This window comes from Bacillus sp. CBEL-1 (assembly GCF_004348885.1).
Classification (GTDB): domain Bacteria; phylum Bacillota; class Bacilli; order Bacillales; family Bacillaceae_H; genus Priestia; species Priestia aryabhattai_A.
In genome coordinates, this window is sequence record NZ_SBIM01000006.1 from 41,773 (window position 1) to 61,365 (window position 19,593).

27 protein-coding genes and 1 riboswitch are annotated in these 19,593 nt (G+C 37.2%); of the genes, 11 read left to right on the forward strand and 16 right to left on the reverse strand.

What is annotated here, in order from left to right; genetic code table 11:
• Positions 1–47: 47 nt before the first annotated feature.
• The 3 genes from EPL02_RS04905 to EPL02_RS04915 all read left to right on the forward strand — a co-directional run bounded on the left by EPL02_RS04905 (position 48) and on the right by EPL02_RS04915 (position 3,337).
• A complete protein-coding gene (locus tag EPL02_RS04905) occupies positions 48–1,082 on the forward strand; it encodes an ABC transporter permease (RefSeq protein WP_094911437.1) in 1,035 nt (344 codons plus the stop codon).
• A 1-nt stretch (position 1,083) separates the two neighbouring features.
• Positions 1,084–1,764: an ABC transporter ATP-binding protein gene (locus tag EPL02_RS04910; RefSeq protein WP_131887161.1), complete on the forward strand. Its 681-nt coding sequence runs from the start codon at positions 1,084–1,086 to the stop codon at positions 1,762–1,764.
• A gap of 211 nt (positions 1,765–1,975) precedes the next feature.
• Positions 1,976–3,337: an amino acid permease gene (locus EPL02_RS04915; protein ID WP_131887162.1), complete on the forward strand. Its 1,362-nt coding sequence runs from the start codon at positions 1,976–1,978 to the stop codon at positions 3,335–3,337.
• A gap of 72 nt (positions 3,338–3,409) precedes the next feature.
• On the opposite strand, the gene EPL02_RS04920 is transcribed toward EPL02_RS04915, so the two are convergent.
• Both EPL02_RS04920 and EPL02_RS20785 read right to left on the reverse strand, forming a co-directional pair.
• On the reverse strand, positions 3,410–4,081 hold the full coding sequence (locus tag EPL02_RS04920) for a zinc-ribbon domain-containing protein (protein WP_094911434.1): 672 nt from the start codon (positions 4,079–4,081) through the stop codon (positions 3,410–3,412).
• 273 nt (positions 4,082–4,354) lie between these two features.
• Positions 4,355–4,531 carry a hypothetical protein gene (locus tag EPL02_RS20785; protein WP_165932516.1) on the reverse strand — a complete coding sequence of 59 codons (177 nt, stop codon included), beginning with the start codon at positions 4,529–4,531 and terminating at the stop codon, positions 4,355–4,357.
• A gap of 182 nt (positions 4,532–4,713) precedes the next feature.
• On the opposite strand from EPL02_RS20785, the gene EPL02_RS04925 reads away from it, so the two are divergent.
• The 5 genes from EPL02_RS04925 (at position 4,714) to EPL02_RS04945 (ending at position 7,196) form a co-directional block, all read left to right on the forward strand.
• Complete coding sequence (locus tag EPL02_RS04925) at positions 4,714–4,977, forward strand: YesK family protein (RefSeq protein WP_131887163.1); 264 nt, start codon at positions 4,714–4,716, stop codon at positions 4,975–4,977.
• Between the two features lie 396 nt (positions 4,978–5,373).
• The gene (locus EPL02_RS04930) at positions 5,374–5,853 is read left to right on the forward strand and encodes a hypothetical protein (protein ID WP_131887164.1); all 480 of its coding nucleotides are present in this window, start codon (positions 5,374–5,376) and stop codon (positions 5,851–5,853) included.
• Between the two features lie 44 nt (positions 5,854–5,897).
• Positions 5,898–6,218: an ArsR/SmtB family transcription factor gene (locus EPL02_RS04935; protein ID WP_131887165.1), complete on the forward strand. Its 321-nt coding sequence runs from the start codon at positions 5,898–5,900 to the stop codon at positions 6,216–6,218.
• A gap of 54 nt (positions 6,219–6,272) precedes the next feature.
• Positions 6,273–6,701 carry a DMT family transporter gene (locus EPL02_RS04940; RefSeq protein ID WP_131887166.1) on the forward strand — a complete coding sequence of 143 codons (429 nt, stop codon included), beginning with the start codon at positions 6,273–6,275 and terminating at the stop codon, positions 6,699–6,701.
• A 21-nt stretch (positions 6,702–6,722) separates the two neighbouring features.
• Entirely contained in the window at positions 6,723–7,196 is a 474-nt protein-coding gene (locus EPL02_RS04945; RefSeq protein ID WP_094911428.1) for a DMT family transporter, read from the forward strand.
• 38 nt (positions 7,197–7,234) lie between these two features.
• Here the strand turns inward: EPL02_RS04945 and kynB are convergent, their stop codons facing one another.
• The 4 genes from kynB to kynU all read right to left on the reverse strand — a co-directional run bounded on the left by kynB (position 7,235) and on the right by kynU (position 11,528).
• Positions 7,235–7,858, reverse strand: coding sequence for an arylformamidase (kynB, locus tag EPL02_RS04950; RefSeq protein ID WP_131887167.1), 624 nt, complete (start codon positions 7,856–7,858; stop codon positions 7,235–7,237).
• A gap of 25 nt (positions 7,859–7,883) precedes the next feature.
• Positions 7,884–8,738 carry a tryptophan 2,3-dioxygenase gene (gene kynA, locus EPL02_RS04955; RefSeq protein ID WP_094911426.1) on the reverse strand — a complete coding sequence of 285 codons (855 nt, stop codon included), beginning with the start codon at positions 8,736–8,738 and terminating at the stop codon, positions 7,884–7,886.
• Positions 8,739–8,750: 12 nt separating this feature from the next.
• A complete protein-coding gene (locus EPL02_RS04960; protein ID WP_094911425.1) occupies positions 8,751–10,181 on the reverse strand; it encodes an amino acid permease in 1,431 nt (476 codons plus the stop codon).
• Positions 10,182–10,253: 72 nt separating this feature from the next.
• Positions 10,254–11,528: a kynureninase gene (gene kynU / locus EPL02_RS04965; RefSeq protein ID WP_094911424.1), complete on the reverse strand. Its 1,275-nt coding sequence runs from the start codon at positions 11,526–11,528 to the stop codon at positions 10,254–10,256.
• A 180-nt stretch (positions 11,529–11,708) separates the two neighbouring features.
• Between kynU and EPL02_RS04970 the strand changes: the two genes are divergently transcribed.
• Positions 11,709–12,323: a TetR/AcrR family transcriptional regulator gene (locus EPL02_RS04970; protein ID WP_131887168.1), complete on the forward strand. Its 615-nt coding sequence runs from the start codon at positions 11,709–11,711 to the stop codon at positions 12,321–12,323.
• Between the two features lie 25 nt (positions 12,324–12,348).
• Here the strand turns inward: EPL02_RS04970 and EPL02_RS04975 are convergent, their stop codons facing one another.
• The 6 genes from EPL02_RS04975 to EPL02_RS05000 all read right to left on the reverse strand — a co-directional run bounded on the left by EPL02_RS04975 (position 12,349) and on the right by EPL02_RS05000 (position 16,994).
• A complete protein-coding gene (locus EPL02_RS04975) occupies positions 12,349–13,089 on the reverse strand; it encodes an amino acid ABC transporter ATP-binding protein (RefSeq protein WP_094911423.1) in 741 nt (246 codons plus the stop codon).
• A 24-nt stretch (positions 13,090–13,113) separates the two neighbouring features.
• Positions 13,114–13,842 (reverse strand): amino acid ABC transporter permease, encoded by a 729-nt coding sequence (locus EPL02_RS04980; RefSeq protein WP_094911422.1) that lies wholly within the window; start codon positions 13,840–13,842, stop codon positions 13,114–13,116.
• A gap of 63 nt (positions 13,843–13,905) precedes the next feature.
• A complete protein-coding gene (locus tag EPL02_RS04985; protein WP_094911421.1) occupies positions 13,906–14,742 on the reverse strand; it encodes a transporter substrate-binding domain-containing protein in 837 nt (278 codons plus the stop codon).
• Between the two features lie 108 nt (positions 14,743–14,850).
• Positions 14,851–15,035: riboswitch (Lysine riboswitch) on the reverse strand.
• A gap of 143 nt (positions 15,036–15,178) precedes the next feature.
• Positions 15,179–16,054: a YitT family protein gene (locus EPL02_RS04990; RefSeq protein WP_094911420.1), complete on the reverse strand. Its 876-nt coding sequence runs from the start codon at positions 16,052–16,054 to the stop codon at positions 15,179–15,181.
• Positions 16,055–16,246: 192 nt separating this feature from the next.
• Entirely contained in the window at positions 16,247–16,378 is a 132-nt protein-coding gene (locus EPL02_RS04995; RefSeq protein ID WP_119543731.1) for an AgrD family cyclic lactone autoinducer peptide, read from the reverse strand.
• Positions 16,359–16,994: an accessory gene regulator ArgB-like protein gene (locus EPL02_RS05000; RefSeq protein WP_165932517.1), complete on the reverse strand. Its 636-nt coding sequence runs from the start codon at positions 16,992–16,994 to the stop codon at positions 16,359–16,361. Before EPL02_RS05000 ends, EPL02_RS04995 begins: the two co-directional genes overlap by 20 nt.
• A gap of 248 nt (positions 16,995–17,242) precedes the next feature.
• Between EPL02_RS05000 and EPL02_RS05005 the strand changes: the two genes are divergently transcribed.
• The gene (locus tag EPL02_RS05005) at positions 17,243–17,578 is read left to right on the forward strand and encodes a PadR family transcriptional regulator (RefSeq protein WP_094911488.1); all 336 of its coding nucleotides are present in this window, start codon (positions 17,243–17,245) and stop codon (positions 17,576–17,578) included.
• On the forward strand, positions 17,575–18,087 hold the full coding sequence (locus EPL02_RS05010) for a DUF1129 family protein (protein WP_094911418.1): 513 nt from the start codon (positions 17,575–17,577) through the stop codon (positions 18,085–18,087). The genes EPL02_RS05005 and EPL02_RS05010 overlap by 4 nt, the downstream gene beginning before the upstream one ends.
• A gap of 183 nt (positions 18,088–18,270) precedes the next feature.
• On the opposite strand, the gene EPL02_RS05015 is transcribed toward EPL02_RS05010, so the two are convergent.
• The 4 genes from EPL02_RS05015 to EPL02_RS05030 form a co-directional block, all read right to left on the reverse strand.
• Positions 18,271–18,786 (reverse strand): stage II sporulation protein M, encoded by a 516-nt coding sequence (locus EPL02_RS05015; RefSeq protein WP_094911417.1) that lies wholly within the window; start codon positions 18,784–18,786, stop codon positions 18,271–18,273.
• A 108-nt stretch (positions 18,787–18,894) separates the two neighbouring features.
• Positions 18,895–19,095, reverse strand: a complete 201-nt coding sequence (locus EPL02_RS05020; RefSeq protein WP_076512897.1) for a circular bacteriocin, circularin A/uberolysin family — start codon at positions 19,093–19,095, stop codon at positions 18,895–18,897.
• Positions 19,096–19,127: 32 nt separating this feature from the next.
• Positions 19,128–19,328, reverse strand: coding sequence for a circular bacteriocin, circularin A/uberolysin family (locus EPL02_RS05025; protein ID WP_076512897.1), 201 nt, complete (start codon positions 19,326–19,328; stop codon positions 19,128–19,130).
• Between the two features lie 32 nt (positions 19,329–19,360).
• Positions 19,361–19,561, reverse strand: coding sequence for a circular bacteriocin, circularin A/uberolysin family (locus EPL02_RS05030; RefSeq protein ID WP_076512897.1), 201 nt, complete (start codon positions 19,559–19,561; stop codon positions 19,361–19,363).
• Between the last annotated feature and the right edge of the window lie 32 nt (positions 19,562–19,593).

Consider the following 19,593-nt stretch of genomic DNA (forward strand, 5'->3'; position numbering starts at 1 on the left):
AAAGGCTTATACACTAAAAGTACGAAATCAAATTGGAGGAGATTTTGATGAACATCGCATGGAAAGAAATCAAAAAAAACAAAGCAAAATTTCTTATACTAGGTTCCATTATCTTTCTTGTAAGCTTTTTAACTTTTATTATTTCAGGCCTTGCAAATGGTCTATCGCAGGATAACGCAGCACTCATTAAAAATTTGCCTGACGGACAGTTCTACATGACGGAAGAAGCAGAAGAAACGTATAACCTCTCGTCAATTGACCGTTCTGTTCAGGAGAGTGTTCTAAAAGATTATAAAGGTGCTGTAGCTTTTTCAATTGGAATGGGTTTTGTAAATGATGAACGAGATAAACAACGTAGTGTTTCCTTTGTCACATCAACGGATTCAAAGCTATTTCCAAATCTAAATCAAGGTGAAGTTGTACTAGACGCTTCTTTGAAAAAAGAAGGAATCAAAGTTGGCGACACCCTTACTCACGACCAATATGATGGGACGTTTATGGTGAAAGGCTTTGTCGATGAAGCCAAATATAATCATACACCCGTTGCTTACATTAATGAGAGAGACTATCAAAGAATGTTTGCCACAAAAGAGATGCAGCTAATTTTCTTACCAAACATAGATGAAGCTCCATCTTTTAATGGTCTTCAATCTTTTTCAAACAAAGAATTTTTAAGTACCATCCCAAGCTACAGTGCTGAACAAATGTCATTGAATATGATCATTTGGTTTTTAATTATTATTAGCGGTATGCTGTTTGCCATTTTCTTTTATATGATGAACGTTCAAAAAATTGGACTGTACGGAATTCTAAAAGCAATTGGAATGAAAACGAGCAGGCTGTTTACCATCATGTGGACGCAAATGCTGATTATCACTGCTGCTTCTATTGTATTAGCCATTACATGTAGTCAGCTATTCAACCTAATAGCACCTGAAGGAATGCCGTTTAGCTTACCTGTTCTAACTACTCTTCAGCTTGCTGGTGTGTTTTTGACTATTGGCTTTATCGGCTCGACGTTATCTGGTATACAAATTAAAAAGATTGAACCTTTAAAAGCAATTCAGCAAGGAGAGATGTAAAATGACGACTTTTACAATAAAAGATGTAAAAAAATCGTTTCTAAGCGGCGAACAAACGGAAGATATTTTAAAAGGAATTAAGCTTTCATTAAAAGAAGGTGAAATTACGGCTCTTGTTGGTGCATCAGGTTCTGGAAAAAGCACGCTTCTCACAATTGCAGCTGGACTACAGTCTGCATCGAGCGGACACATTATATTTGAAGGAAATGACTTGGTAACCATGAAACCTGAACAAATACGGAAACTGCGTGCAAGCAAGTTTGGGTTTGTGTTTCAATTTGCTCACCTTGTGCCATTTTTGACGGTTGAAGAACAGCTTCTTTTAATGTTAGACGTAGCCGAAGTATCAATGTCAAAACGAGAAAAGAAGCAAGAAGTACAGCATATCTTAAAACTTGTAGAAATGGAGCATCGAAAGAGCGCATACCCTCCTTCTTTATCAGGAGGAGAAAAACAGCGCGTCGCAATTGCTCGAGCCATCATCCACAAACCAAAAGTATTATTTGCTGATGAACCAACGGCAAGCCTTGATTCAAAGCGTTCAAAAGACATCATGGTTCTTTTACAAAAGTTAACAGAGTCCCTAAAAATCACCACGCTCATCGTTACGCATGATGAAGAAATGCTTACCTATGCAAATCGGGTGATTCGTATGAGCGATGGCATTATTATAAATAATTAAAAAAACAACCTTTTCACGCCTAACACGGTGAAAAGGTTGTTTTTTTATTTTTTAGATGGTCTACCGATATACTCCATGATAAAAAATCTTTAAAATGCTAACCCTACATCCTATAGTGTTATTTTTTCAAAGCATGATACATAGTGTCCCATATTCAGTTACTGACTTGTTACGTTATACCAACTAGAAAGCGACGAAAGAAGGAATGCTTATGCAAGAGCAAGAATTAGCAAGAGGTTTAAAAAATAGACATGTCCAATTAATTGCTATTGGAGGTGCCATTGGTACGGGACTATTTCTGGGATCAGGAAAGTCCATTAACTTAGCGGGACCTTCTATTTTGTTTGCCTATATGATTACAGGACTAATTGGTTTTCTCATTATGCGCTCACTAGGTGAATTACTCTTAAGCAACCTTAATTATCACTCTTTTGTCGATTTTGTTCGTGATTATTTAGGAGACATGCTTGGGTTTATTACAGGTTGGACCTATTGGTTTTGCTGGATCTGTATCGCTATGGCTGATTTAACAGCTATTGGACTTTACACTCAATATTGGTTTCCATCCGTATCGCAGTGGATACCAGGCCTCATTGCGCTTGTGATTTTACTCATCATGAACCTAGCAACGGTCAAGCTATTTGGTGAAATGGAATTTTGGTTTGCATTAATTAAAATCATTGCCATACTCGCTTTAATTATTATAGGTACTTTTATGATTATTAAAGGTGCGTCCACACCAAATGGAACAGCTAGAGTGAGTAACTTATGGATTCACGGAGGCATGTTTCCAAATGGCATGAACGGTTTTATTCTCTCATTCCAAATGGTTGTATTTGCTTTTGTAGGAATCGAGCTTGTAGGATTAACGGCAGGAGAAACAGAAAATCCTGAGCGCAATATTCCACTTGCTATTAACAATATCCCTATTCGAATTTTACTTTTCTACATCGGTTCCCTTTTCGTCATCATGAGCATCTACCCTTGGAATGATGTAGACCCCTCTCAGAGCCCATTTGTGCAAGTGTTCGCTGCAATTGGCATCATTTCCGCTGCTACGATTGTTAATTTTGTCGTCTTAACATCAGCTGCTTCGGCAGGAAATAGTGCTGTATTCAGTACAAGCCGCATGGTTTATTCCCTGGCTAAAGACCAAGATGCACCAAGTTCTCTAGCAAAAATCAATGCGCGACAAGTTCCTGCAAACGGACTCTTTTTCTCAGCTGTGATCATTTTAATTGGAGTTGTTTTAAATTACACCATGCCAGAAGGTGTATTTACTTTAATCACGAGTATTTCAACCGTATCATTCATTTATATATGGGGGATTATCGTTATTTGTCATATGAAATACAAAAAAGAACGTCCTGATTTAGCAAAAGAAAATCCGTTCAAAATGCCACTTTACCCCTATACTAACTATTTAGTTTTAATATTTTTAGCATTTATTTTAGTGGTATTAACTCTCGCTTCAGATACGCGTGTTGCACTATTTGTCACGCCTCTTTGGTTTATTTTGCTCGTTGTTCTCTATAAAGTTAAAAAAACAAAACAAGATTCTTTGAATGATTGACATAATGAACAAAAAGCATCTTCACCAAGAATGTAGAAAGTGAAGGTGCTTTACCTTATAAAACTTATTAACTTATTCGATGCCTAGCTTCTCAATTCGCTTGATTAATCGTTCTTTATATATACCAGAAGAAAAAGATGTTTGAGCTAAATAATCTTCTGCTTCGCTTTGGTATTCTTCTGCGTTTTCAAGCTCTTCCTCATTTCCATTTTTAAAATACTCACCTGCTCCAATCATCAGTTCACTATGAATATGAAACGCCTTCAATAGTAGTTGGTGGTCATGTTCAAACATTTCTGGTGGCTTTACGCCTTTTAATTCTTTATAAATGTCTTCAAACTCACCTTGTGCTCTTTCAGCAGGCTTTGTTAACTGTTTAAACTCTGAATCCCATTCCGTGTTTGTGTCAATGGAGCTATTTTCAATTGAACGCGAAAACTGTTCTTGTATCGCTACATCCTTCACTAATAAATCGAGAGCGAGCTGCTCATATTCTGCTTCCGTGAGCTTTTTTGGAATCATTATGTAAATGATGACACCGATAATTAAAATAAGACCAGCAATAGTAAGTTGTTTATTATTCTTTCCCATACGTACCACTTCTTCTACACGCAGCGCTGACGTGTTCTGCTTTTTTTGTACAGGTTCACTCATCTTTTCACTTCGATCAATTACTGCACCGCACCCGCTACAAAACTGATCTTCTCTTCCCAGTGAACTTCCACAGTTCGTGCAAAATTTCATCCCTGCCCCTCCTACCTATTTTTTTATAACAAACTAGTAAAATTATACTATAAAATAAATAAAATTAGATAGACTAATTAACCTATACAATACGTTATTATGCTTTACTCTCCAATATTCCAACCTACTGTATACATCAACTCAATCTTTGTTTGATTGCAGCAAATGATTATCTTTAGGTTTTTTCTTTTATGTACTGCGTTTATATGGTGGTATTTTTGATTCATTTACATAGAAAAAGGTTGAGGAATTCCCTCAACCCTTTTTGTATTCTTATCCTGCAAAAAAGCTAATAACCCCTATCAGTACTAGGAATATTAAAATAATAGAAATAACCTGCACAATTCTAAGAACAAATCGCGAGCTAGAGTTATTGTTCCTTTGATCTAGCTTATTATTTAAATCATCTAACTTTCTTTCTATTTCACTTAGACGATCTTCTGTATTCATTTAACCCCTCCTCTACACACCAAATCCATTTACTATTATAGTATAAAATAGAATTTTTTAGTAATTCTATCTATAATAATTATCTATACAAGACACCCTTCCAACAAATCCTATATTATGTTAAATTGGAATTAATATCCTTATTTACGCATAGATCTTTACTAATAGAAAAGGAGGATATTATGCTAAATTCATATACCTTTATCATTATGACTACTTTAGTGATTCTTATTTTTTCTTACCTTATTGGACGAAAGAAGGAATCGTTGCGATATGTCATTCCCCTTGCTGTAGCAGTGCTTAGCCTAGCAGGATTTATAATTAGCTTACTAGTTGGAGGATGGGAAGGGCTTGGTTATGGAGCGTTGAGCATCATAGTTTTTATAGCTGCTGTACTGTCTTTACTCATCATGACAATTGCTCAAGTGATGAAGCGTAGAAGATAGCTGTTCCACATGGAACTATTTTACTTTCTTTAAGGGGAACGCTGTGCTAGGGATATCGTTTTGGATTTTATTCTTGAAAACCTCTTTATGTTTATCATGATTTTATTTCTAGCATTCTTCATTAGTATTCTGATTAAGAAAAGAGTGCTGGTTCTCAATTTTTCGATTTTTACGCTTACAAGTATTCCGTTCATTTTCATTGCTTGCGGAGTTTTGTACTACCTTTCACATTGGCCTCTTCCCGTGTACTTTGGGTTTGTTGGTTTAATTAGCTTAATCTTTCTTGTTCAAGTTCTTTATAACTATAAAATGTGGAAAAAAGAAGAACAGAGTTAATTTTAAAATAGATTATTTAGGCAACACTAGAGATACCCTTACATAAAGAGGTGTCTCAACGTGAACTCATGGATGCAAAATATAGATTTATCAGCAAAAGGCGTTTGGTTTCCTATTGTAATAAGCGGCGCTTTGTTTCTCTATTCACTCATTATGCCTAAACGCGAAATTAACTGGGTTGATTATTATGTGACGTTCAGCTTTATCGGTTATATCGCATGGGTGATCAATTCTTTAGTTGGTCGAATGTTTGACTTAGTTGATTTAGGGGACAAAAACGTCACAGGAATTGGAGAATTTGTTAGCTATTCCATCATCCCTTCTGCTCTTGCCGTCATCTACGTTAATTATGCTACAGCCAAGAATCGCTGGTCGCTAGTAGTACTTTTCACGGTCATTTCCACATTAATTGAGTGGGGAATGATTGCAGTGGATTACTTACATATCAAAAACTGGAGCTTTTTTGCTTTTTCAATTATTTTATATTTTATTGTGTTTGCCTTTGTATTACCTTGGCATATGCGGTTTATAAAAAGATAAACTAAAAACTTTACATATCGAGAAATATCGATTAGTATAAGTTCATGGAAAATAAACTTGTAGATATTTTTAAGGTTTTGGGCAATGAAACTCGTTTAGAAATGTTGAAGTGGTTAAAAGATCCAATAGAGCATTTTGATAAGCCTACTGCGCACCTTTCAAAAACTATTAGTGAAAAGGGTGGTGTTTGTGTGGGAGATATTCAAGAACGCGCAAACTTATCACAATCCACTACTTCACATTATCTCTCAATGCTTCAGCGCATTGGATTATTGGAATCAGAAAGACATGGAAAATGGACGTACTACCGCAGAAACGAAAAAAAGATTGCGGAGATTGCTGAAATCATAAAAAAAGAGCTGTAAGTTCTTTTTTTTGCTTTAACATATCTATAAATCTCGATATAAGGATGTGAAATCATGAAATTTTGGATTTATATTGTGGCTGTGTTAGCTGGAATGTCCCTTAGTATTGAAGGTGCCATTTATGGTGTGCTAGGTCAATCCGTTGGTAAACTAGAAAGCAGCTTTTATAACTTCGCAGTTGGTTCTGTAATTCTAGGAATCATTGTGCTGTTTTTAGGAAAAGGCTCACTTTCCTATTCGGCAAAAGCACCGAAATGGCAGCTTACAGGCGGAGTATTTGGCGTCATTTATTTAACGATTTTAGTTATTGGCGTTCCGCTTCTCGGGGTTGGCTTAACAATGATTAGCGTAATTGTCGGACAAATGGCAATGAGTATGATCATTGAACATAAAGGCTGGTTAGGTAGTAGTAAAACACCTATTACAAAAGAAAAAATAATGGCCGTTGCGTTGATGGCAATCGCTTTACTACTCGTTTTTTAACTAATTAAAGGAGGTTTTACGATGAGTTTTATCTTGCTCATTGCAGCGGTTATCGGTGGAGTATTACTTAGTGCTCAGTCTTCCGTAAACGGGGCGCTCAGTAGAAAAGCCGGTACGTATGAAAGCGCGTTTCTTACCTTTGCAACAGGTGCACTTGTTTTATTTTTACTCATTTTATTTTTTGGCAAAGGTGATGTATTAGCTCTTTTAGATGCGCCAAAATGGCAGCTAAGTGCGGTTTGGTTTGGAGTTGGCTATTTATTTTTAACTGTTTTAGCCGTTCCGAAAATCGGTGTCATTGCAGCCAATATTTCTACGGTTATTGGCCAACTAAGCGCAGGAATTATTATTGATCACTTTGGATTCTTTGGCGGTACACAAATTTCATTAGACTGGAAACGTGGGCTCGCTATTGTGCTAATGTTAATTGCTTTAAGATTAATCTATGTTGGAAACAAAAAGTCTGTTGAAAAAACAACTTCAAAAGTCGCATAGACGATAAAAGCCACTCTAAACGAGTGGCTTTTGTTAGATTATTTCTTTCTCAACACCGCGCGTACTGGGCTTCCGTCTGCTTCCGCTAGTGAAAGTGGTAAAGCGGCTAACTCATAGTCTCCTTCCTCAATAGCATCAAGCACAAGTCCTTCTAAAATATGAACGCTATGTGCCGCCAGTTCATGATGTGCAGCTAGCTCTTTGCTATCAAGCGGGTCCACTGAGGGTAGGTCGAGACCAAGCAAACGAACGCCTTGTTCTTCCAGATATTCGGCTACCCCTTTATCTACAGGTGGAATAGACGTTGGAAAGGTCTCGCGATTCGTCCACGCACCGGTCTTAATAAGAAGTCGCGTTACCCCAGCTAAGTCGATTTTTTTTAGATCTTCAACGCTTATGCTGGAAGGATTGTGAAGGTGCACAACTTTCGATTCTCCAATATAAAGGTTCACGTCTAAGTCCTTTACTTTTTTCCCTTCACTATCAAAATGAAAAGGAGCATCAATATGAGTACCTGTATGTACACTCATTGTAATTTCACCTACATTGACTGAACCAGACTCCTCTTTACTCCAGCTCACCCTGTAGGAAAACGGCGTATCGCCTGGCCAACACGCCACCTTGTTATTAAGCGGTTGTGAAACATCGATCCATTTATTCATTATCTAGCACCCTTTCTATCTATCCTTATAGCTTTGTACGTAGACTCCATAATTCCGGGAAGAAGTGCTTATCAAGCGCACGTTTTAAATAGTTTACCCCTGAAGAACCTCCTGTTCCCGGCTTATTGCCGATAATTCGTTCAACGGTACTCATATGGCTAAAGCGCCATGTTTGCTGCTGATTACCAATATCAACAAGCTTTTCAGCTAATTCGTACAGGTCCCAATACTGATCAACATTTTTATATACCGTTAGCCATGCTTCTTCTACGCTTTCATTTGGTTCATATGGCTGTGACCAGTCACGCTGCAATGCTTCCTCATCTACTTTTAATCCTCTCTTTACAAGCGCTCGAATAGAAGCATCATAAATGCTAGGTTCATAAAGAGCCTGAGTCATCTTTTCGTAGAGTGCTTCGTCGTGTTTGTACACCGAAAGCGCATGAATGTTCTTATTACCAAGTGCAAATTCAATTAAACGATTTTGATACGACTGAAATCCTGATGATTGTCCAAGCTTATCACGAAATTCCATGTATTCAGCTGGCGTCAACGTAGAAAGCACGCTCCATGACTGAATGAGCTGCTGCTGAATTCGTGACACGCGAGAAAGCATTTTAAACGAAGGTTCTAGATTGTTTTCACGAATGCAGGCAATCGCAGCCGAGAGCTCATGCAGAATAAGCTTCATCCACAGCTCGCTTGCTTGGTGAATAACAATAAACAACATTTCATCATGGTGATCGGAGAGGCGATGCTGACTTGATAGTATGGAATCAAGCTGTAAGTAATCTCCGTATGACATTGCTTTTTCAAAGTCCGTCTGTAGGTTTTGTTCTAATTCTATCGCCGTTCTCTTCTTTTCGTTTGGCGTATTCACGTTATGTCCCCCTTATTGCATCTCTTTAAATTCATCTTTTACTATATTTCTAGGTGCACCTACGTCTACCTTCTTACGCTTTGCAATAAAATATGCAATTGTTAAAAATATAAGCCATGGAATACCAAATTGAAGCATAATCTTAAAGTCTGTGAACCATGTTGTAATCATAAGGATAAGTAGCAAAATAGCTCCTAAAATGGTTAAGTACGGAAAGCCCATCATTCGCACAGGGAGCACGCGCCCACCTGATTTCTCCCACTTTTTACGAAAAAACAGATGAGATATAAAAATCATAAACCAGGTAAACATCGCGCCAAACATGGAAATACCCATCATAAAGGCATAGGAAGACCCAGGAATAAAAGCGTTGACAGCCGCAGCTAAAAAGATGCCACCAGTTGAAATACCTAATGCCCAAACTGGTACGCTTTTCTTGCTGAGCTTACCTAAAAATGCCGGAGCATTATTTGTTTTTGACAAAGAAAACAGCATGCGTGTCGACGCATACAGCTGGCTATTCATCGCAGAAAGAGCCGCTGTTAAAATAATAAAGTTCATAATGCCAGATGCCGCTGGAATATTTAAAATCTCCATCACTTTGACAAACGGGCTTTTGTCAACCTGGGCTTGTTGCCACGGGACAATCATCAGCATAATACCAATTGTTAAAACGTAAAACGTTGTTAAGCGAAATACTGTTGCTTTGAGTGCTTTTGGAACGGCCACATCAGGATCTTTTGCTTCTCCAGAAGTAACGGCAATCATTTCTGTTCCTAGAAAGCTAAAAAGCGAAATAAAAACGGCCACCCACATACCCCAAAAGCCGAACGGTAGAAAGCCTCCATCGTTGACAAGATTTTTCGTACCGATGGCTGAACTTGGCTCTGCACCAAATAATATGTATGAACCTAAGAGGATAAAGCCTACGATAGCGCTAATTTTAATCATTGAAAACCAATATTCAAACGTTGCAAACGTGTTTACGCTCGTTGCGTTAATATAAATTAAAACTCCAGCGAATATCACAATCCACACTACCCCTGGAACGGTTGGAAACCAATACTTCATGTATAATGCAATGGCGCTCACCTCTACTCCTACTGCCAGTACGTTAGCAATCCAATACGAATAGCGAACTAAAAAGCCTGCGAGCGGATGAACATACTTTTCAGAAATGGTACCAAACGATCCTGCTGTCGGGTGAGCAACGGTCATTTCTGCTAAGCATCCCATTAAAAGTAGTACAACAAATGCTCCTAACGCATAGCTAGCCAATACGCTTGGCCCAGCTGTTTGAATTGCAAGTCCACTTCCTAAAAATAAACCTGTACCAATTGCACAGCCCATTGAAATCATCGTCAGCTGGCTCGTTTTTAACTTTCGCTTCAACCCTTTATCTTGATTTTCATTCGTATGCAGGTGAGATTGATTGGTTTTCATAGGTCATCTCCTCTTAGATTGAACTTTTACCTATAGAAACTGCTTACTTCGTTCAAGTAAGCAGCTGTTAATTTACGCGACGACTTCGCGCTCGTTTTTAAATTGTTCGTAAAGCTTCTCACTCATGATTTTTTTCAATGCTTGAACTACTTCCCACACCTCGCTATAGGACGTATATAAAGCTACAGGTGCTAAGCGAATAATATTTGGCGCACGAAAGTCAGGAATAATTCCTTCTTTCTTTAACGCTTTACAAATACGTGCTGCTTCTTTATGTTCAAGACTCACGTGGCCACCTCGGCGTTTGTCATCCGTATGGCTGCCAAGAGTAAACCCGTATTCTTTTAACTCTGCGTTTAGTAAATCCATTAAGTACCGATTAATACGAAGTGATTTTGTTCGAATGCGTTCAATGCCTGCTTCCTTAAACAGCTCAAGTGATCCGATTAGCGGTGCCAGACTGAGCACATGTGGCGTACCAATCTGATAAGCACCTGCTGTATGAGCCGGTGTTAGCGTATGCTCCATATCAAACTGCTTTTCTTTCTTTGAGCTGAACCAACCTGCTAAGCCTGGAAGAGTCCCAAAATGCTTTTTATTCACGTATAAACCACCAACAGCTCCTGGCCCACCGTTTAAATGTTTATAGTTGCACCAGTAAGCAAAATCAACGCCCCAGTCGCTAAACTGATGAGGAATTGCGCCAATGGAATGGCAACCGTCAAATCCAATAATGATTCCGCGCTTATGAGCTTCCGTAGTCAAGCGTTCCATATCTAATACTTGACCGCTTCGATACAAAACAGTTGGCAAGACAATTAACGCGACCTCATCTGTCATCGCTTCAATGATATCCTCTTCCTCTAAAAAGCGACCATCGCGGCTTTTTACGCAAACTAAATGCCCATCGGGATCGTAGCCACGCGTACGCAGCTGACTTTGAAGTGCATAGATATCGGATGGAAACGTCAGCTCATCCGCTAAAATCTTCGTACGTGTTCCGTTCGGCTCGTAAAACGTTGAAACGAGTTGATGAAGGTTTACAGTTGTTGAACCTGTTACAATAACCTCTTCAGGAGAACCTCCTACAAGCGGCGCCATCATTTCACCGAGTTGTTCAGATAATGAAAACCAAGGATGTTTCCCTTGTGTCCAACCGTCAATTCCCTTCTCTTTCCAATCTGTGATAACTTCCATCAGCGTTGTTTCAGCTCGCTTCGATAGAAGCCCTAGCGAATTTCCATCCATATAAATGCTGTCTGGCTTGAGGTAAAATTCTTCTCGAAAAGCCGCTAATTCATCCTGCGCATCCAGCTTCTCTGCGCATTCTTTTGTTGAGTCAAACATCGTATTCTCCCCCTTTTAGCATTTGTAATCGCTATCTTAACAAAAGATTATCAAACAATATGACACAGTGTCAATATTATATTTCTGAAAATTATAAACATTTTTAAAAACTACCTCTTTTCCTTTTATGAGATTTTCTATATGCTAGAAATTAAAGAAAGCTGGGAGGGATCGTCCATCATGACAGAACATAACATAGAAGATAAGCGACATTTGCGTTCGATTAAAACGCGCCAAAAACTATTACACGCAGCCAAAGAAGTGTTTATGGAAGAAGGGTTTCAAAAAACAACCATTAAACAGGTTATTGAAAAAGCTGAAGTTGGCTACGGAACAGCGTACGTTCACTTTAAAGGAAAAGAAGAGCTATTAATCGTTCTCATGGACAGCGTCATGGCGGAATTCTATAAGATTGCAGAAACCTCCTTTTTTCCACAAACAAAAGAGGAAGCAACGGATATCATCCATAAACAAACAAATGCTTTTTTACATATGGCCGAGCATGAACGCAGCATGATGCAGGTATTCGAACAAGCAATTGGAATCGCTCCTGTCGTGTCCGAAAGCTGGAAAAACATTCGAAAGAAATTTATTCAGCGCATCTCACAAGATATCGCTTATGCTCAAAAGAAGGGGCTTGCTAGAGATGAATTAAATCATGAGTTAGTAGCAAGAGGCTGGTTTTTCACTAATGAAATGTATCTATGGGATATCGTTCGGCATGAATATGAAAGCTCCATTGAAGAAATTGCGCGGAACATTGCATCTGTTTACATTCGAGGGCTATATAAATAAGAAAAAGCCCCTACAAGGGCTTTTCTTATTTATCTTTTAACGTACGTTTTAAGAACTCACGCGTACGTTCTTGTGTTGGATTATTAAAGATTTGCTCAGGAGTACCTTCTTCTGCAATGACGCCTTTATCCATAAAGACAATGCGATCTGATACCTCTTTAGCAAATTCCATTTCATGCGTTACAATAAGCATTGTTAGACCTGACTCGGCAAGTTCCTTCATAACCTTTAATACTTCTCCTACCATCTCAGGGTCTAAAGCTGATGTTGGTTCATCAAACAAAAGGACATCAGGCTTCATGGACAAAGCACGAGCAATGGCCACACGCTGCTTTTGACCACCTGAAAGCTGTCTTGGCTTTGCATTAATATATTGATCCATTCCAACGACCTTTAAATAGCCCAACGCTACCTTTTCAGCTTCTTCTTTTGAACGCTTTAATACTTTGACTTGTCCTACCACGCAGTTATTTAAAACATTATGGTTATCAAATAGGTTGAACTGTTGAAAAACCATTCCTAGGTTTTTGCGGTAATCAAAAAGATTATGACGGTCATCTAAAATGTTTTCGCCTTTGTAAATAATCTGTCCACCGTTTGGCTGTTCTAATAAATTGATACAGCGAAGGAGCGTTGACTTCCCTGATCCTGAAGAACCAATAATCGTCACGACTTCTCCTTTGTTAACAGAGAAATTAATATCCTTTAATACTTCATGACTTCCATAAGCTTTGTTTAAATGCTGAATATCAATTACTTGTTCCATTTTCTTATACCTCCTTACCCTTCATTATCGATTTTGGTCCGTTTTAATCATCGTGTAGCTATCGGGTCCGTCTAATTTACGCTCAAAGTAACGCAGAATCTGTGATACTGCAAACGTCATGACGAAGTAAATCATACAAGCAACAAAGAATGATTCAAAATATCTAAAGTTGTTTCCTGCGACTGATTTCGTAACAAAGTATAGCTCAGACACAGAAATAACGTTCAATACTGACGTATCTTTAATATTAATCACAAACTGGTTACCCGTTGCTGGTAAGATGTTACGAATAACTTGAGGCAAAACAACATTCATCATTGTTTGATAATGATTCATCCCAATGGCTTTAGCTGCCTCGAACTGTCCCTTATCAACTGAAATAATACCCCCTCGTACAATCTCAGCCATATATGCTCCCGTATTAATTGATACAACAATCACCGCTGCTAACATCACGTTCATATCAAACCCAAATGCAAGCGCTGAACCATAGTAAATAACCATTGCTTGCACGATCATTGGCGTACCTCGGAAAAATTCAATGTATACAGATAAAACGAAATTCGTTACCTTCAACCCTGCTTTTTTCAGCCCGCTCTTTGGCGTTGGAACAGTGCGGACAATACCGGCAACCAACCCAATAATCGCTCCAATAACGGTACCTGTTAGCGCAATTAGCAGCGTCATCCCAGCTCCGCGTAGGAACATTGGCCAGTTTTCTGAGATGATTGTGATAATCCATTCAAAACTCATCGTTCTTCCTCCTTTACCTCATTACAAAACCGACTGCAGTATACAGCCGGTTTTATGTCATCATTATTTTGCTGCTGGTTGATTTTTGATTGCCGTATCCATAATGCTAGTGCGCTCGTCTTCTGAAATGCCTTTTAAGGCTTTATTAATTTCTTCTTTTAGTTCACTGTCTTTTTTAAGACCTACGGCTACAGCTGTATCATCAGCTGATGTTTTAAAGCCATCTTTGAACTCAACCATTGCAAAATTATCGTTTGCTGCTGAAGCACTTACTGCTTCAGGTCGCTCTGATACATAACCATCAATAACTCCTGACTCTAACGCTACGCGCATTGCTGGGAAATTATCCATTGCTGTTTCTTTTGATACACCTTTAATTTGATCAATTACTGAATAGTGGAACGTGTTTAATTGAGCCGTAACTTTTGCACCTTTGAAATCTGCAATTTTTGTAGCTCCCTCATACTTACCACCTTTTTTCACAACCATTACTAAGTTTGAATTATAGTAGTTATCAGAGAAATCGATTGTTTCTTTTCGCTCTGCGGTTGGTGACATTCCTGCAACAATCGCATCAATCTTACCTGATGTTAAGGCTGGTACAAGTCCATCCCACTCAGTTTTTACAATTACTAGCTCTTTGCCTAATCCATCAGCAATTTTCTTGGCCATTTCAACATCGTAGCCGCCTGCATACTGTGAGCTGCCTTTAATTTTAACCGCGCCATTTGAATCGTCGTTCTGAGTCCAGTTAAATGGTGGATAGCCCGCTTCTAAACCTACCGTAAACGTATCAGCATCTCCTGAACCTGATGCTGACTCACTGCTTTGCCCACAGCCTGCTAATAAAACGACTGCTGAAAGCAATAATGTTAAGAAAAACCCTGCTTTTCTTTTCATAATTTGTTTCCCCCTTATATCTTTTTAAGCTTTGAAGACAATAAAAAAACGACCCGAGATATACTCAGGTCGTTTCGTTCATCGTTCCCTAAAGTCCTCTCTTTTAAAAGATGAGATAGCACAACTCAATAAGCTGGTAAACTTATCGAGACAGTCCTGCAGTTCTTCACTACAGACCCAGCAAGCAATCGTTGAGAACAATTTACTCACTTCGGCGATATTTCCTTCTCCCTAGCTTCAACGTCTCTCAAACTCTACTAAAGACTGTTAAATACCGCGCCTCTACCTCACTTGACTAAAAGTGAGGTCTTATTAAATTTGTTTCAAGTCTACATCTTTCTTCCTAATCTGTCAATCTGGTTTTTATTGGATAGGTTGTTGGATAATCCTTCTACCTCTAGATAATACCAATTTTATACAGAATAAAAAGATTAACTTAATGAATGTTGGTTTTTCTAAAGTTTCCACCCTTTACTTCGGCAACGTCATATACGCGCACAAATGCGTTCGGATCAATCTCGTTGATAATTTCCTTCATCTTACTTTCCTCTAAACGGTTAATGACGCACGTAATTTCTTTGAACTTCTCATGAGAATATCCGCCGTATACTTCTTTATATGTAGCGCTTCGACCAAGTCGATCACGAATCGTTTTAACCATTAAGACAGGCTCACTTGTAATAATTTCAAACGCTTTTGAACCGCTTAGTCCTACTTCAACGACATGAATGACCTTTGAAGCAATGAAGTAAGCAATTGCAGAAAGGATAGCTCCTTGTAAGCCAAACACAAAAGAAACCACGATAAAAACAAACATATTTAAAAATAAAATAAGGTCACTTGTTCCAAACGGGGACTTTCGTGAAAGGAGAACAGCAAGCATATCAATACCGTCCAATGCGCCTCCGTTACGCAGTGCTAAACCCATTCCAAAACCAAGGATTACACCACCTACAACGGTTACTAAAAGCGTATCTCCTTCGATAATTGCTGGAGTATGATGCATAAGAGTTGTACTAATTGCTAGAGAAGCAATACCGATGATTGAAAAGATAGCGAAGCTTTTTCCAATTTGTTTATATCCTAACCAAATGAACGGAAGGTTGATAATAGCGATTAACACACCTAGTGGAACTTCAAAAAGCTGTGAACCAACGATGCTAAGTCCCGTTACGCCCCCATCAGATACGCTATTTGGAATTAATACTGTTTCTAACCCATAACCTGCGATAATGCCACCAATGATGACTAAAAGGCCCCGAAACAGCAGCTTTTTTTTACTCGATTTTCGATGCTGTTTTAACGCATTCATGTAATTCCTCACTTCTAATATTTTTTGACACACATAATTTTATCATAAAATCATCTTCATTTATAAGATTAAGGTATCTCTAAAAGATAATACGCATAACAAACGTAAATAGCCAGTCATCGGTTTAGTACCGAAAACTGGCTATTTAACTACTTTAAAAATGAAAATAAGTGCAAAAAAATCATTGTAAACTTATTGTAGTTCTTCGTCTTCATCTTCAGGAAGTTCAGGTTCATACAATCCTAGAAAACAACTTGTTGTAAAGGTAGCTTGTGTCATAAATAAACCTGTAGCAGCAACAAAATTATAAAGATACTTTTTCATTTAAATCAATCTCCTTCTTTATTAAAATTTTATCTATTGAGTGTATGATAAATACTCCAATAGGTGTAATCGTAAATGTTTGATAAACCAGTACTTGCATGATGACAATTGCATATGCCTTGGGAATAAATAAACTTATAATCATCAGAAATAGTGCAATTAAAATAGAGGTCCATTTATTTTTTTGTTTCTGCGAATTACTAAAAGCTGCTTCTTTCTTAAATAAAATGGGTGCATATCGCCAAACAAAGAAAATGACTATTGGATAAGCAATGATCTGCCAATAAATAATATCAAGCATAGGTGAGAGATACTTAGAAGTAAAAGAAATGGTGAAGATAAGCATAACGCTTGCAATTAAACAGTGATGAAATTTAGAGAAATGTGCTCCTCCGGAAAACATTCGAAACATGGATAGAGACAGTAAGCAAAGTAATGTGAGAAAAAATAGATCAAATAGAGAGCCCAATAGTAAAACAATGAAAACCTGATAAAGTAAAATAATCATCATTTCTAAACCATAGCGAATTTTTCCGCTTACTTTTCTAAAGCTACTTTCGTGAGCAATAACTTCATTGGTTATTGCTTGAGCTAAGTCTTTTGGTCCCCAATTCACACTTACTCCTCCAAACAAACTATAATTTACAATTGTTATATTAGCACAAAAATACTATTAAGTTAAATTAATACAGTTAAATTAAAACACAAAAACTCCCCTAAAAATTCTTATTTTGGAATTTATAGTACATTTTTAAACCTTTATACGTCATGCTAGTATTTTAGATTTAGTATTTATAAGATAATTTTTATAACCCATCTATATTGCTCAACTATAGTTCAGAAAGGCTGGTGAAAGTACTGTCTATTTATAGTCAGATGATTAAAGGCTTATTAGAAGGTAGTATTCTATCTCTTATTAAGCAAAATGAAATATATGGATATGAATTAATTGAGAAGTTGAGGAAAGGTGGATTTAACAAAGTAAGTGAAGGAACCATTTATCCTCTATTGCTGAGATTACAGAAAGAAAAGCTTATTTCTGCCTACTTTATTGAATCCAAAACAGGACCAAGGCGAAAGTATTACAAAATAACACCAGAAGGTCTAGAATTTTTACAAGGCTTTGAAGATGAATGGGTAAAATTAGAAAAATCAGTAAATTATTTTCTAAAACATAGAGAGGAGCACTCACGAGTATGACTTATCAAGAGGTTGAAAGATTAAAGCTTAGATTAACTAAGTACAATAAGCAACAGTTTGAAGAGTTTTGTCTATATTTATCTAGCAGCGATTTAGACACGAAAAAACGTAACGAAATTAGAGATGAAATACTTGATCACCTTTTAGAAGGAGAGAAACAAGGAAAAGACTTTCACGACTTATTTGGTCAAAACCCCAGAGAATATACACAAAAAATTGTAGAACAGCTACCAAAAAGCTCTTTAAAAGAAAAAATAACCTTTGGGCTTAGTATTCTACTCATATCAACTATTATTATCTTTAGCCGTTCACATAACGATTCATCTTTATTTGTTGATTTAACTTTATTTTCCATATTAAGTAGCGTTGTCATCCTAGGTTTTTTTAAATTGAATAAGCGTTTTGCCTTTACAAGCTCTATCATGAGCATTCTAATTTTAACTCTCATTATTCAGGTTGCAGGTGTATTATATTACTTTTTAAAAATCCTTCTTATCAACATTAGCTAAAACAGTCTTGATGGTAGTAGCATTCATTTTATTCTGTTTTAGAGACTACATAACAATGGCTAAGCAACAGCACAAGAGCCATATTAACCTACAGGAGAAATTCCTAATACTAGTAACAGATGATTGGTTATCTTCTCTTCACTTTTTAAAGGACTTCTTAATGAAAACACTAAGTCACGCCTATTAAATATACTTAGGCGTGACAAATCCTTCAATAAGGCCTGCTATTAAAAGTAACACAACAATAATACCTACTGTTGATAGATTCCTTTTCCAGTTCTTTTTTTGAAAATAAAATTTAAAACCAACAAATCCTATGTAACCGGCTAATAATAAAGCTGGAATCTCAAAAATTCCATGTGGCAATATGCTTATACATAATTCCCAGACGCTTGTGCCATTTAAATATTGACTCGCTATTACACCCCCAAGCCAAAATCCATTGATTACTAATACTAAAAAAGTAGAAAGCCCAAAACAAAGAATTCCGGAAAGTAACATAAGCACCACTTTAAAATTTTGAATAAAAAAGAATGTTGCTCCTGAAATCCCTTCTCGTTTCGCATAATAATTATTGTTGTTACTAATAGCTTCGTTCACATCTGCACTTAAAACCAAACCTAGTCCAAAAATTAAGCTTAAGAAAAAACACCCAACAGAAAATAGAAATAAATATCTATCTTTTAATAATTTTTCCATTTTTACCACCTTAAGATTTTTTTTATGTAAGAATTTTGATATAATAAATTAAGGGAAACGACCGACATCGTTCCCCTCCCTACAATTTAATTTGTAGTTGCAATTGTATTAGTAGGCAACTGCAGTTTTCTTAGCGCCTTTTTTCAATAATGATTTAGCTGTTAAGATTAGTGCTGATGTTAATCCAAAGCTAGCAAACATTGAGATTAAAGCTAGAACTGTGCTGCCTGCTTCAATTGCTGTTACGATTACGTTTGCCCAGTATTCAGAAATTCCTAATGCTCCTGCGATATATGCTACTACTTCCATGTTTTCCACCTCATTTTAAGATTTTTAATTTATTAGTAAGCTACTGCTGTTTTCTTAGCGCCTTTTTTCAATAATGATTTAGCTGTTAAGATTAGTGCTGATGTTAATCCAAAGCTAGCAAACATTGAGATCAAAGCTAGAACTGTGCTGCCTGCTTCGATTGCTGTTACGATTACGTTTGCCCAGTATTCAGAAATTCCTAATGCTCCTGCGATATATGCTACTACTTCCATGTTTTCCACCTCATTTTAAGATTTTTAATTTATTAGTAAGCTACTGCTGTTTTCTTAGCGCCTTTTTTCAATAATGATTTAGCTGTTAAGATTAGTGCTGATGTTAATCCAAAGCTAGCAAACATTGAGATCAAAGCTAGAACTGTGCTGCCTGCTTCGATTGCTGTTACGATTACGTTTGCCCAGTATTCAGAAATTCCTAATGCTCCTGCGATATATGCTACTACTTCCATGTTTTTCACCTCCTTTAAATAAAATTCATTCT